We start from the raw sequence: 13,086 nt of genomic DNA on the forward strand, positions 1-13,086 counted from the left end.
CTTTATTTGTATTTATAAATCTATCTGTAAATCATTTTCCTGGACATGGTTTTTAAACAAGACGCTCTCATGTTATGATGGTGATAAAATTTCCTAACATTAAATCCTTCAAACAAGCGATTCGTGTTTTTAAAAATAGCATAAGTAGATGAGAGTGTGAATGTATATGAAACTAAGAGAAGTAAATACTATCCAGCCAGAATTAGAGCAACAATTAATTGAAGTATGGGAGAGTTCTGTTAAGGCGACGCACACCTTTTTGTCAGAGACCGAAATCCAAGCCATTAAGCAATACATTCCAGAGGCATTGCATCATGTGCCGCATTTGATTGTCGTAGTAAGTGAGCATGGAGAGCCAGCTGGTTTCATGGGGATCTCGGATCGAAATCTTGAAATGCTGTTTATAGCAAATGAACAAAGAGGCAAGGGACTAGGAAAGAAACTCTTGGCATACGGGATGGAAAACTATGCTGTAAATGAACTGGGAGTAAATGAACAGAATCCTCAGGCGAAAGGATTTTATGAGCATATGGGATTTGAGGTATACAAAAGAAGCGAGTTAGACGAACAAGGAAACCCTTATCCAATTCTTTATATGAAGAAAGTTGTTAAAGGGTAGTCATTGCCAGTAAAAGACTTGATTTTGTGGGAAATAGGTAAGAAGAGTATCTAGAAAGCCAATGGTTTCTAGATACTCTATTTGTTCGTTGGCGTTGTCATAGAATTCTGCAACTACGACAAAAGTTAGGAACGCTTGGTTCCCAATGAAGTAAGCGATGCTCTTTGCTTACTCTCCAAGAACTTGGTTCCAACATATGTTGTCGTGTTCTCAACCCTAATTTATGTAATAATGCAAACAGGAGCCATGAGGAGAAGCACATATCGTTAAAAAACCAGGTGTCATTTGTTAGGTTTGGGAGAAGAAATGTGTGGTCCTTCATGCATTTGAAAAAAGAAGAGATAAGAGGGGAAATTGTGGACAATTACCAAATGTAAGATCCTTACTTCAGACTTTCTTTATTTTTCATCTATGCATAAGCTAGCAATGGCTAGGTGTCTTGTAGCTCTATTTCATCTTAAGGAGTGACTATTTTGACAGTTTTAAAAGTATATCAGGTTGATGCATTTACAACGGAAAAATTTAGAGGAAATCCTGCTGGAGTCGTTTTAAACGGGGATAATTTAACAGATCAGGAGATGCAAGCAATCGCACGCGAATTAAATAATTCTGAAACAGCATTTTTACTATCACCTGATAGTCCAGACCATGATGTTAGAACTAGGTATTTTACACCAAAAACCGAAGTTCCTATTTGTGGACATGCAACTATTGCTTCTCAGTATGTCAGAGCAATTGAGAATAATCTTGAAAGTTGTAGAGTCATGAATAAAATCAATATTGGTACGTTACCGATAGAAATAAACAAATTGGAAAATGACTACACCATAACTATGGCTCAGGGAGATATTGAATTTTCTCAGTACATTTCAGGCAGCAACCTAGAATTTCTGATGAACGCTTTGAGAATAACTGAAAATGATCTAGATGAACGGTGCCCTGTTCAGATTGTTTCTACTGGACGTTCCAAAGTGTTAATCGGTATAAAATCTCGTCATGTATTAGACCGTATTGTACCTAATTTAGAAGCATTGAAAGAACTAAGCAAAGCAATTGACTGTACGGGGTATTTTCTATTTACTTTACATCCTGAAACAGAGACTATTTTAAGTCATGGCAGAATGTTTGCTCCCATAAGCGGTATTGACGAAGACCCTGTGACAGGGAATGCAGTCGCTCCTTTAGGTGCCTATTTAATTAAACATAAACTAGTAAAACATGACAACTCTATGTTCTCTTTTAAGGTAGAGCAGGGTGATGTTAGGATGATTTCATGGACACGATTTGGTAGAATCTAACTACTAAGAAAAGGACGTGTCCACGATGGCAAAAGCCAATAAAAAATTTGATGAAGACTTTAAGAAGACGATCTTAGATTTAAACCAGTCTGGCCAATCGGTCGAGGAACTGGCAGAGCAATATGGTATCGCTACACAAACGATTTATCGTTGGAAGAAGCTTCATACAAAGAATGAAGCAACCGGCATGACTGAGGCAGAAATCCTAGCAATGAAAAAGGAAATGGCCCGCATGCAGGAGGAAAACACCATCCTAAAAAAGGCTTTAACCATATTCGCTCAAAAGTAAAAATGAGTGATGTCTTCGAATTTATTCAATCAAATGTTCATGATCATGACGTAAAACAAATGTGTACCGTTTTGGAAGCACCGAAATCCAGCTACTATGACTGGAAGAAAAAGAAGCCTTCCAAGCGCCAATCAGAAAACAAACGCTTAAACCGCTTGATTTCAGGAATCTACTTTGAAAACAAGGGGATCTATGGTGCGCCCAAAATTCATAAGATTCTTGTTGGCCGTGGCGAGAGCTTGTCCCTAAAGAAAGTACAAATACTGATGAGAAAATTAGGCTTGCGTTCAGTCACCCTCAAGAAGTACAAGCCTGGCAAACAAGTGAAAGTTAAAAGTGAAGGACGTAAAAACTTGTTAAACCAAGATTTTACCACTACGTCGATCAATCAAAAATGGGTGACAGATATTACCTATATTCATACCCTAAAAGATGGCTGGACCTACCTCTCCACTATCCAAGACCTCCACACAAAGAAAGTCATCGGTTGGAAGTTTGGCAAGCAGATGACGAAAGAATTGGTTATCGAAACCCTTGACCATGCGCTCTTACACCAAACACCCTCCGAGAACTTAATCATCCACTCAGATTTGGGTTCTCAGTACACTAGCGAAGCCTATGAGGCAAAGCTGAATGAATTGAACATTCGGCACTCCTTCAGTCGTAAGGGCTGTCCCTACGATAATGCCGGCATCGAATCGTTTCACGCCTCACTCAAAAAAGAAGAAGTCTATCCATCAAAAGCGTATGAAAACTTTGAAGCTGCTCATTTAGCGTTATTTCAATACATTGAAGGATTTTACAATCGCAAGCGAATCCATAGTAGTATCAACTATTTAACACCAAATCAGATGGAGGAGTTGGCATTGCAAGCTTAGTTCCTAGCTACCACCTACATTTTTTTTGCGAGATTTCCACAGGGCTTCAACTTCATCGCTTCGATCAGCGGTCAAACGGTTTTGGTTTGACGGCTGGTCGAAACGATGAGATACTCACCCGCTGGAATCTCGAAAAAATTCTCACAAATCGTGTCCGAGGTATTGACTCAAATCCAGGGTCATGCAATGGGGAGAAGCGGAGTAGTAGATGTATCAGTACTTATAAAAGAGGGAGAACCGGTTGAAGTATCACTTGGGGGAAGTGCGGTTATAGTATTTGAGACTGAAATCGTATTATAGAGACGATGAAGATGAAATGGGGTATGATTTTTGAGGTCAGAAATATATCTTCAGTAAAGAAAGAGCGTAGAGAAATTTTCTCTGTGCTCTTTCTTTATACTAAATGCTCAAAAATGTATCATGGGTTTAATAGAGGCTTTATAGATAGGGCAGGTTGTCTCAAATATCTTCAAAAGTAGCGGATTTTGAGTAGAAGAATGTAATCATCTTACAATAACGAATCATCGCATGCCTCTCTAAAATCAACCTTTGATCAACTCTACCAGCACATCAGCTGTTTCCTGCGGATGGCTGATTGGAAAATGATGACCCAATGGCAGATCGACTATTTTAGTCGTTTATCTTGGCGGTAAATAGCTTTTATCCTCGGTTCCCCATATGATCGGAATTGAAGAGTCTATTCTTTGGTGAAGGGTCATTTCTTTTAACAACCGATTTAGTTGAAGTGTTGTGTTGACTATCCGTGAAGAACGAACACTCTTCTTCACTCTTTTTACGTACTCGCTAGAAGAGGTTGCTTTGTCTATCAGCAGGCCTTTTTTTGTAAAATAGGCGAGTAATTGTCGTTCAGAGGCATGCTTTAAAGCTAGTTTACTGAGCCATGATGCAGGGGCCGAATCAATTTTGTGGACAGGTGGTTGTAAAAGAATCAGTTGGTCGTTCTCTGAAAAGAAGCGCTGTTCAGCGGCTGTTAGTAACAAGGCAGCACCAAAAGAATGGCCGATAAAAACAGAGCCATCAGGCAGGATATTCTTTAGTGAGCGTACCAACTCAAGATATGATGTCAGCAGCTGTGGCTTTTTAATAAACGGAGATCTTCCGAATCCTGGTAAGTCTGCGATGATAATTTTTCTGCCGGTTTGTTTATTCAATGCCAGCCCCAGTTGAAAGAGATCGGTGCCATCGCTAAATAAGCCATGCAAAAGCACGAGAGGAGTAGCAGAGCCCTCCAATTGATAGACCGTCGCTTCGTTGATAGCTATGCGTGTGTAGGGTGTTAGGCTTTCTTCCCCATAGGTCAAGCGGAAATCAATGTCAGCTACTGCTAGCGGGATGTTTGATGCTGCGATTTTTTTAATCAGTTTCGGCTCAAAATCACGTTTTGTCAGCCGATTGTCAAAGGTTCTATTGGTCAAAAAGTTTAAACTGCTTTCAGGAATACCCGTTAGTTTGCTTCCGCCAGCTGCCATAACGAACTTGAGTAAACCAAAAGGAACAGTCAGCCGAGGTTTGTTTCGATTAAGACTTTCAGAAATCAGCCCCATCAGTTGAACGATCTCTTTGTCGGCGTGTTTATCGGCAACAAGGGGATACGTCATTTCGTCTTTTGTCTCATTGAATATGGTTTTGACAATAAATTGAGCGAGTACATTTTTATTGATCAACGGTAGTCGATAGTCACTTCCTCCGGGGATAACAGGTAAGGCTCCACTTCGGATTATTTTTATAAATAAGCCAAAGCCTTCGAGTTGTTCGGTGCTGCCTGTTTGCTCATCACCGATGACGGTTGGCGGGTTGATTACTGCTAAAGGAATATGGTGCTTTTTCGCTTCTTGTCGAATATAAATATCAGATAAAAACTTCATCTGCTCATAGGGCGGGGTTCCAAGTAACGCTGGATGCACCTTTTTGAACACATCCGTCGTTTCCCAGACAGAAGCATCATCCGTGAATGGGCTCATGTACCCAGCTACGTGGATGATCTTTTTCAATTTGTTTCTCTTGTTGATTTCTGTTGCAAGGGTCATGAGATTTTTGCTGCCTTCTAAAAAGGAGCGCTTCGCGGCTACTTCTGATAAGGTGATATCCACCGGACCGCCGCAGTGAAGAATCATGTTGCAGTTCATCACTCGTTCTTGGTCGACCGCATTTAAGCCTAAGTTCTCTTTTGTTAAATCGCCTGTTACCAACACTATTTTTTCAGGGGCTAATGCTTGCAATGGTCTTGCTTTCGCTGGATTTCTGACAAGTAATGTTAAGAAAACATCTTCCCTTGCGAGTTGTTTGACGATTTCTTTGCCAATAAACCCAGTTGCCCCGATAATTAAAATATTCATTATTTTCTCCTTTTTTAGAACTATTTAGTCCTAATTTTATATAAAAAAATTACTCTTAAACGAGTAATTTAAATAAATTTTTGGCTGTAGTAGTGAGATACTGACTCTCTTTTTTTACTTCTGCTAAAAAGAGTGCCCCTTCAAGGTTATTCACAAAAATCTCCGCCGTTTCTTTGACGTTGATGTCTTCACGAAATGCTTTAGTATTTATTCCTTCTTGAATCAATCCCTCGCAGATACGCGTTAAATAATCAAAAAAATGATTGATTTTTTCTTGGACCAGCCGATCATTTTTCGGTGCTTGCATAATGAAAGTAATGAAGGGACAGCTGCCTTGATAGTCCCGCTCTTCAATTTCTTCAGCTAAACTTTCTAGAAAGGTCAGCATTTTTTCTTCCAAAGTTAGATTGGTCTGTTTCAAAATGTCTGCTAGTTTTTCTCGGTATGCAGTGATCCAAAAATCAATCACTGCTAGTAATAATTCCTCCTTACTTGAGAAGTGGTAATAGACATTTGATTTTGACACACCGCTTTGCTGCACGACCTCATCCATACTGGTATACGTGTAGCCGACTTTGAGAAAAAGGCTGGCGGCTGTTTCGATCACTCTGTTTTTATTTGAATGTTTATAATTTGCCATAATAGAACTATATAGTACTAATTGAGTCTTGTCAATTTTTTATTCACTGATTGATTCATTTTCTTTTTATTGTTGTAAAATTAATGTTAAAAAATAATTTAAGGTTCTTTTTTTAATAGTTGGTATGTATAATAAGAACATACAGTAAGAAAGTGTATGCTGAAAAGAGGACCCTTATGAAAAAGTTTGCAATTGGCTGTTTTTGGATCAGTCTTTTTATCACGGTCGTTGGCTTTTTTTACAGACGATTTTGATCCCTATTCAAGATTTTGACACAATCAGCAAAGAAGAACTTAAGGATATCCAACTTGACCTTGCTATTAATTATCCATTAGGAACTGGTATGCTCTATGTCGGGCTTCCTTTGTTAGTATGCTCGAGTGGTTATTTGGTTTTTTGTTATTTTAGAGATAGAAAGAACTAAAGCTGTTTTTGTATCCCTTATAAAAGGAAGAGCACTCATAAAAACACCACTTTTCACCACAAAAGAAAGAGTGTGGATTTCGAAACTTATAACAGAAATCATACGTGCATTGACTGGTAACATCTGTAAATTAGTTTTGAAAGATAGCGAAGCTTCTCTTGAAAAAATGCTTAAGGTGAACGCAATATAATATGATGTACGTTTGTTTTTAAATGAAAAGGTAAATATTGTTTGGATCTGTAATGTTTGGGGAATTACTAACTAATTAAGGAAGTGCTTTATGAAAATAAATGATGTTTTGCATAGATGCCAGTATACAATTATTTTATCTTCTAATACACCACCGCTTGATTTAGCTTCTTTAAGTAATATGGGGGTCTGGAGTAATCCAAAAGAGAAACACTATATATTGACTTTGACACACAATGCCGATTCCATTAACGATTCTTCTATGTTTGAGAAAATTTTTAAGGAGCGTACTGGATTACAGTCAAAAGATTTTATGTATGAAGCAAAACATGGTCCGCTAACCCTTCAACGTGCAGTTGATTTGACTTGGTTTTGAAAATATAGAGTTTTTGAGTAGATGCAATAGCGCAATTGCATGAAATCATGGTGTTGAGATTTCTATGAAGGATTTGAAAACAATGAATTTTTTAAGGGAAGCAGGTCTGAATAGCTATGAACAATCACGAAAAGAATAGAAAACAACATTCAATTAGCAATCTATCTAACAATTACTTTAACGTAATGAATACAAAATCTGATCCTTCACAAACTGGATCACCAATACCTTTTCAAAATGGCGACTTTTCATCAGTTGATCGAAACGTTCATTCTTCAAAAACAGCAACTGAGCTACTTTGTTTCTATTTATCAGGTAGCATTATTGCGGCAATTGGGTGTTATTTATATATTAAGCTGCCCTTATTTGCGAATTTACTGGAGAATACGATTTTATCTTTTGCTATTACTTTTGGGATTATCATCCTAAGCTTTGTTTTGTCTCATTTTATAACGAAAGTACTTACTGCTCATACCAGAAATAAATGACCAATAAGAAATGAATTGTGAGGATAAATAGATGTATTCAAATTACCAGAAGCTGCCGCACTATTTAAAAAAGTGGTATGCATTGTTGTATATTTTGCCATTGATGCTTCTCTTATTTGTTAATGCCTTGACAGCGTGGTTAACTTTTCCCATAAACATAGGGATTCTATTGATTCTTTATGGAATAAGTTGTTTGTTTGCTAACAAGGCGTCTCAAGATAAAAAAGAATGGTTTGTTCTAGATGGCATAACTTTTGGGATTGCCTTAATCAGTCTTTCTATCATTTAATCGAAATAAAGGGGCAACCTTTTAGGCAGAGATAATAGTGGAGAACCAATTATTGCGCATGTCGCTCTCTTTTTTCGTTGTGATAGCAGCAGTTATCACGATTATAAAGACTCCTTTTAATTGTTTATCCATATAAGGAAAAAAATGATGTTCGTTCAGCTATATTTTAGAATTATTAAAGTATGTTTAGTTGAAGTCAATTAGATAGTTCAAATATTCGAAAATGATCTGGTATTTTCTGTAGTTGATATATAGTTGTATCCAAAAAACGTTCCAATTTGAATAAAAAGATAACCCCAAGCAGCCCCCGAAAAACAGTTTCGGAGGCTGCTTGGGGTTTGGGGGGCTTAGCTAGCTAAGCAATGCTCGATCACTAAAAAAATGATCAAAACAGAATAGGCAATTTTTTGTTTTCAATCAAAAAAGTTTGATCGTTTTATCAAGCAGAGGATGGCACAAGTAAGTGGAAAGTAGGTAGTGGCTATTTTTTGTGTTCAGGATGGGGAAGTAGATTTGTCTAGGATACACGTGAGGATAAACGTTTGAGGATCATTTGTTTTTGACTTACCTATGTGCCATCACTGCGGAAACCCTGTGGATGAAGGCGTCGTGTACGACACCAGATACTCGGATGAGAACTAAGGACGGTTGATTGCCCGTGCCTGACACGCTTTTTCTAACCGCAAAGTCGTAAGGGCTGAAGAGCTGCAACGCTGAGTAAGTTGGCTGCCCCGTGCGGTTTTTGGTGTTTTTTGAACCCTACAAGCTGCTATTGCTCCTCGCCTATTCGTCACAAGCTTGGAAGGCTTTCTCAAAAAATGCCCGTCAGCTGTAAGCACGTTGTCTTTTGCATCAGGAAGCATCAGCGTTCCAACAAACCTTTGTGAGCCAGCAGGCGCCCACTCATTTTGGGCAACTTTTATCCGAGAAATCGTTGCGCTAGAAGTATGTCCGTCCGTACTTTCCAGAAAAAAGGCAGCTGAAAGTGGGCGGATACCCAACAAAAAGGCGGTTATGACGACCACAAGCGCTCTCAAAAAACTCAGTCCTTTCTTTTCAATGGTCATTGTTCTTATCTGCACTTCATGATAGCACCGAAACGCGAAGTATTTTTCGCGTTTTTTTGTTTTTAAAATAAAAAATTAGATATTCGCTTTTTTTAGATAAATGGTATACCTGAGATGGAATAAAAATAATAAAAGAAAGGACAGGATTTACAATGAAGAAAACATCATTAGTTGCAGGTTTCGTTTTAGGTGTAGGCGTTTTGTTCACTCTAGGTGCGTGCTCAACAGTGGAAGAGTCAGGGGAAGTGGTCTCTGGGTCAGGAACCGAAACGTTGATCAGTGATTCTTCAGATGAGGTGATCGTGGGAAGTGAAAAATTGAGTGATGACGGGTATTTTGAAGAAATCGTAACTAAGGGAATCGATCCGAAAGTCAAAGATGTTGTTTGGTATGAAACGAATTATGAAAATGCTGGTTGGGATCACATTCGCTTTTTAGTGAACCATGTAAAAATTGTGAATGTAGAAGCGTTCAAACACAAAGACAAAGAATACAAAACATTGCTTTCACTGAAATATCAATTGTTTAATGAAGATTCGAAAGACAAAAAAATCAAACCTGACAAAGCATATTTGGTGTTGAATGATGGCAAGAAAATTGAAGCGGAAGTGTTTGTGGACTACTTAGATGATGAAATTTTGACCCATGACAAACATAAAGATGGCTTTATTCATTTTAAAGTGGCGCAAGAACAAAGTTTGCCAGCGATCAAAGCGGTCGAAATCGAATTTAAAGCAGATGGAGATTTGACACATACGTACCATATTGATCTATCTTCCGCTGCTGAAAAATAGTATCTAACGATAGGAGGTTGAAAAAAATGGATACTAGCAAGAAAAAACTATCATTGTTGAGTTTTTTTGCGATAACTGCTTCAATGGTGATGACGGTATATGAGTATCCAACCTTTGCGACATCGAAGATGAATCTAGTTTTTTATTTACTCGTCGGCGGTTTCCTCTGGTTTATCCCTGTAGCCCTTTGCTCTGCGGAGATGGCTACTGTAAAAGGATGGGAAAAAGGGGGACTCTATACCTGGGTCTCAAAAACATTAGGGAGAAAATGGGGCTTTGCTGCCATTTTCTTCCAATGGTTCCAAATCACGGTAGGCTTTATTACGATGATTTACTTTATTGTCGGGGCGCTTTCCTATGCTCTAAATTGGCCGGCTCTTAATACCAATGTTTGGCTGAAGCTGATTGCCACTTTAGTGATCTTTTGGTTGATTACGATCTCGCAATTTGGCGGAACAAAAAATACCGCGAAGATTGCTAAAGTAGGATTCTTTGTGGGGATCGTCGCAACTGGGATCATACTTTTCATCCTAGGAATTGTCTACATTGCTCAAGGAAATCCCATCAAAGTTTCCTTTGGCTCAGGCGCTTGGATTCCTGATTTTACGAAAATCAATACGCTGGTCGTTTTTGTTTCCTTTATTTTGGCCTATGCAGGGGTTGAATCTTCTGCCAGTCACGTAAAAGACATGGACAATCCTGGAAAGAATTACCCGAAAGCCATTTTGATTTTAGTTGTAGCAACGATTCTTTTGGATACGTTAGGTGGGGCAACGGTGGCTGCCACGATTCCCCAAAATCAATTGTCTCTTGATACTGGTGTGATCCAAGCCTATTCTTATTTGATTCATCATTTTGGCGGCGGGGAGTGGCTGGTTCGTTTGATTGCCGTGGTCATCTGTTTAGGTGTCATTGCAGAAATTGCCGCTTGGGTAGTCGGCCCATCAACGGCGATGCTTGAAGCAGCTGAAAATGGCTTGCTGCCAAAACAAATGGCCAAAGTCAATCAACACAATGTCCCAATCAACATCGTTTTGGTGCAAGGCATCATTGTTTCTATTTGGGCGGTTGTCTTGACATTAGGCGGCGGGGGTGCCAATCTATCCTTCTTCGTTGCGATGGCTTTGACGGTCTGCATCTATCTGGTTGCTTATGTCCTCTTGTTTCTTTCGTATATTAAGTTAGTCAAAGAAAAAGACGACTTAACAAGAACGTATCATATTCCTGGTGGGAAAAATGTGAAAATTGGTGTTGCGATGGTTGGTTTGCTTGTTTCTATTTTTTCTTTCTTTATTTCCTTCTTTCCACCGAGCGATATCGGATCGGGAAAAGGCGGAACCTATTTAGCCATCTTGATCATCAGCTGGCTGATAATTGTCGTGATACCGTTTGTCATCTATAAATACGTAGGTGAAAAAGCAAGCGATAAAAAATAAAAAGCACAACCTATGAGGAGGAGAGCTGCATGTTATTTAGTAAAAAAAATCGAAAAGAAGCCCAATATTTGGAACCTATCTATGGGAATGAGGCAATGGATCGGGCGATCCCTATGTACAAATTACCAAAAGAGTCTTTGGTACCGCGGGATGCCTATGAACTAGTCAAAGATCAATTGATCGATGAAGGGGTCTCAAGACAAAATTTGGCGACGTTTTGTCAAACCTACATGGAACCAGAAGCAGTCAAAATTATGAGTGAAACCCTTGATAAAAACGCCATTGATAAAACCGAGTACCCACGGACAGCAGAAATTGAAAACCGCTGTGTTAACATGATCGCTGATTTATGGCATGCACCAGAAGCGTCTGATTTTATCGGTACATCAACGGTAGGCTCAAGTGAAGCGTGTATGCTAGGTGGATTGGCCTTAAAATTTGCTTGGCGCAATCGGGCAAAAAAACTTGGTTTAGATATCAATAAACAAAGACCAAACTTAGTGATTTCTTCTGCCTATCAAGTCGTTTGGGAAAAATTCTGTGTCTACTGGGACATTGAAATGCGGACGATCCCTATCGATGAAGAACATGGCAGCATTAATGTCGAAAAGGTCACAGACTATTTAGATGAATATACGATCGGGGTCGTCGGTATCTTAGGGATCACTTACACTGGACGATACGATGACATCAAAGCACTAGATAAGAAATTAGAGGAATACAACAAACACACCGACTACAAAGTTTACATCCACGTGGATGCGGCTAGTGGTGGATTGTACACACCATTTATGGAACCAGAGCTTGAATGGGATTTCCGTTTGAAAAACGTTCGTTCCATCAGTACGTCTGGACATAAATATGGGTTAGTCTATCCTGGTATCGGTTGGGTGCTTTGGAAAGAAAAAGATTTCCTTCCAGAAGAATTGGTCTTCAAAGTAAGCTATCTTGGCGGTGAAATGCCAACGATGGCCATCAACTTTTCAAGAAGTGCCAGCCAAATCATCGGACAATATTACACCTTTATCCGCAATGGGTTTGAAGGCTACCGCTTGATCCACAAAAAGACGAGTGATGTTGCCCAGTATTTAGCAAAAGAGATTGAAAACATGGGTTACTTCGATATTTATAATGATGGTTCACGGTTGCCGATCGTCTGCTACAAATTAAAAGAAGATGCCGACATTTCTTGGAATCTGTATGATTTGACGGATGAATTTGCCATGAAAGGCTGGCAAGTCCCTACCTATCCATTACCTGATAATCTATCACATATCAATATCCAACGCTTTGTCTGCCGGGCAGATTTAAGTATGCAAATGGCAATGGATCTGGTGCAAGACATGAAAGAAGGAATCGAGCGCTTGAACAAGCGACCAAGCCGTCATGTTTCATCCGACCAAACCTATGGCTTTTCACATTAAGAAACGGTATCGCTAGAAACCCGTTCATTGCTTTTTTCAATGAATAAAAAGACCCTTTATGAAACGTTTTTTGCAAGACTGAATGAACAATGGTTTATAGAAAAATCAAAGGCGGTTGCATCGACTGCCTTTGATTTTTTTGCTTATAAGAACGGGTAAGTACTTGATAGGGTCATTTTTTAAGAGAAAGTAAAAAAATGGCGCTTGATAATTTCATTTATTGACATTTCTAGCTTGTGATAGTATTAATTATTATGGTCTAAATATATTTTTTTAGAGAAGCATGTTTTACATAAATAAAAAGAAACTCCGAGAACATTGTCGCGAGAAAATTCTGAGAAAAGTTCGTCTGGCAGGGCGCATTTTTGTTCGTTCGTTTTGGTTTATTTGGGGAGTAAGTGAAGGAAAAGTATGTGTAGAAAGGGCATGTTTTTACTGCATTTGTTGTTTCATAGGGAATGTACTGCTATCTTTTTCTGTAAATTGGTTGTAACTATTCGAAAAGAATAAGGATTTAC

Annotated in this window: 10 protein-coding genes; 7 read left to right on the forward strand and 3 right to left on the reverse strand. The window is 38.8% G+C overall.

The annotated features are described in order from the left end of the window. Nucleotides 1-166 precede the first annotated feature (166 nt). The 3 genes from IGJ15_RS00340 (at nt 167) to IGJ15_RS00350 (ending at nt 3,084) form a co-directional block, all read left to right on the forward strand. On the forward strand, nt 167-619 hold the full coding sequence (locus IGJ15_RS00340) for a GNAT family N-acetyltransferase (protein WP_034696258.1): 453 nt from the start codon (nt 167-169) through the stop codon (nt 617-619). Nucleotides 620-1,092: 473 nt separating this feature from the next. Next, nucleotides 1,093-1,917 carry a PhzF family phenazine biosynthesis isomerase gene (locus tag IGJ15_RS00345; protein WP_430599235.1) on the forward strand — a complete coding sequence of 275 codons (825 nt, stop codon included), beginning with the start codon at nt 1,093-1,095 and terminating at the stop codon, nt 1,915-1,917. A 25-nt stretch (nt 1,918-1,942) separates the two neighbouring features. Beyond that, nucleotides 1,943-3,084, forward strand: a protein-coding gene (locus IGJ15_RS00350) for an IS3 family transposase (RefSeq protein ID WP_142429341.1) whose coding sequence is annotated in 2 segments (ribosomal slippage) — nt 1,943-2,171 and nt 2,171-3,084 — 1,143 coding nt in all. Because the reading frame shifts where the segments join, the coding sequence is not laid out codon by codon here. Between the two features lie 638 nt (nt 3,085-3,722). On the opposite strand, the gene IGJ15_RS00355 is transcribed toward IGJ15_RS00350, so the two are convergent. Both IGJ15_RS00355 and IGJ15_RS00360 read right to left on the reverse strand, forming a co-directional pair. After that, nucleotides 3,723-5,441, reverse strand: a complete 1,719-nt coding sequence (locus tag IGJ15_RS00355; protein WP_430599236.1) for an alpha/beta fold hydrolase — start codon at nt 5,439-5,441, stop codon at nt 3,723-3,725. Nucleotides 5,442-5,496: 55 nt separating this feature from the next. Beyond that, nucleotides 5,497-6,081: a TetR/AcrR family transcriptional regulator gene (locus IGJ15_RS00360; RefSeq protein ID WP_010748928.1), complete on the reverse strand. Its 585-nt coding sequence runs from the start codon at nt 6,079-6,081 to the stop codon at nt 5,497-5,499. Nucleotides 6,082-6,785: 704 nt separating this feature from the next. On the opposite strand from IGJ15_RS00360, the gene IGJ15_RS00365 reads away from it, so the two are divergent. Then, nucleotides 6,786-7,070, forward strand: coding sequence for a hypothetical protein (locus tag IGJ15_RS00365; protein WP_010748929.1), 285 nt, complete (start codon nt 6,786-6,788; stop codon nt 7,068-7,070). A 1,415-nt stretch (nt 7,071-8,485) separates the two neighbouring features. Here the strand turns inward: IGJ15_RS00365 and IGJ15_RS00370 are convergent. Next, complete coding sequence (locus IGJ15_RS00370) at nt 8,486-8,914, reverse strand: hypothetical protein (protein ID WP_174272999.1); 429 nt, start codon at nt 8,912-8,914, stop codon at nt 8,486-8,488. A 152-nt stretch (nt 8,915-9,066) separates the two neighbouring features. Between IGJ15_RS00370 and IGJ15_RS00375 the strand changes: the two genes are divergently transcribed. The 3 genes from IGJ15_RS00375 to IGJ15_RS00385 are packed head-to-tail and all read left to right on the forward strand — an operon-like array spanning nt 9,067 to nt 12,568. Then, nucleotides 9,067-9,708 (forward strand): hypothetical protein, encoded by a 642-nt coding sequence (locus IGJ15_RS00375; protein WP_010748932.1) that lies wholly within the window; start codon nt 9,067-9,069, stop codon nt 9,706-9,708. 26 nt (nt 9,709-9,734) lie between these two features. Further along, nucleotides 9,735-11,144 (forward strand): amino acid permease, encoded by a 1,410-nt coding sequence (locus IGJ15_RS00380; RefSeq protein ID WP_010748933.1) that lies wholly within the window; start codon nt 9,735-9,737, stop codon nt 11,142-11,144. Between the two features lie 29 nt (nt 11,145-11,173). Beyond that, nucleotides 11,174-12,568, forward strand: coding sequence for a glutamate decarboxylase (locus tag IGJ15_RS00385; RefSeq protein ID WP_010748934.1), 1,395 nt, complete (start codon nt 11,174-11,176; stop codon nt 12,566-12,568). The last annotated feature ends 518 nt before the right edge of the window (nt 12,569-13,086 follow it).

Origin of the sequence: Enterococcus sp. AZ079 (genome assembly GCF_050547255.1) — a bacterium.
GTDB classification, from domain to species: Bacteria; Bacillota; Bacilli; order Lactobacillales; family Enterococcaceae; genus Enterococcus_D; species Enterococcus_D casseliflavus.

Bases quoted from the DNA above. Each gene is read 5' to 3' on its own strand.
- IGJ15_RS00355 (WP_430599236.1), bottom strand. From the start codon at position 5,441: ATGAATATTTTAATTATCGGGGCAACTGGGTTTATTGGCAAAGAAATC.
- IGJ15_RS00370 (WP_174272999.1), bottom strand. From the start codon at position 8,914: ATGACCATTGAAAAGAAAGGACTGAGTTTTTTGAGAGCGCTTGTGGTC.
- IGJ15_RS00340 (WP_034696258.1), top strand. From the start codon at position 167: ATGAAACTAAGAGAAGTAAATACTATCCAGCCAGAATTAGAGCAACAA.
- IGJ15_RS00360 (WP_010748928.1), bottom strand. From the start codon at position 6,081: ATGGCAAATTATAAACATTCAAATAAAAACAGAGTGATCGAAACAGCC.
- IGJ15_RS00365 (WP_010748929.1), top strand. From the start codon at position 6,786: ATGAAAATAAATGATGTTTTGCATAGATGCCAGTATACAATTATTTTA.
- IGJ15_RS00380 (WP_010748933.1), top strand. From the start codon at position 9,735: ATGGATACTAGCAAGAAAAAACTATCATTGTTGAGTTTTTTTGCGATA.
- IGJ15_RS00375 (WP_010748932.1), top strand. From the start codon at position 9,067: ATGAAGAAAACATCATTAGTTGCAGGTTTCGTTTTAGGTGTAGGCGTT.
- IGJ15_RS00385 (WP_010748934.1), top strand. From the start codon at position 11,174: ATGTTATTTAGTAAAAAAAATCGAAAAGAAGCCCAATATTTGGAACCT.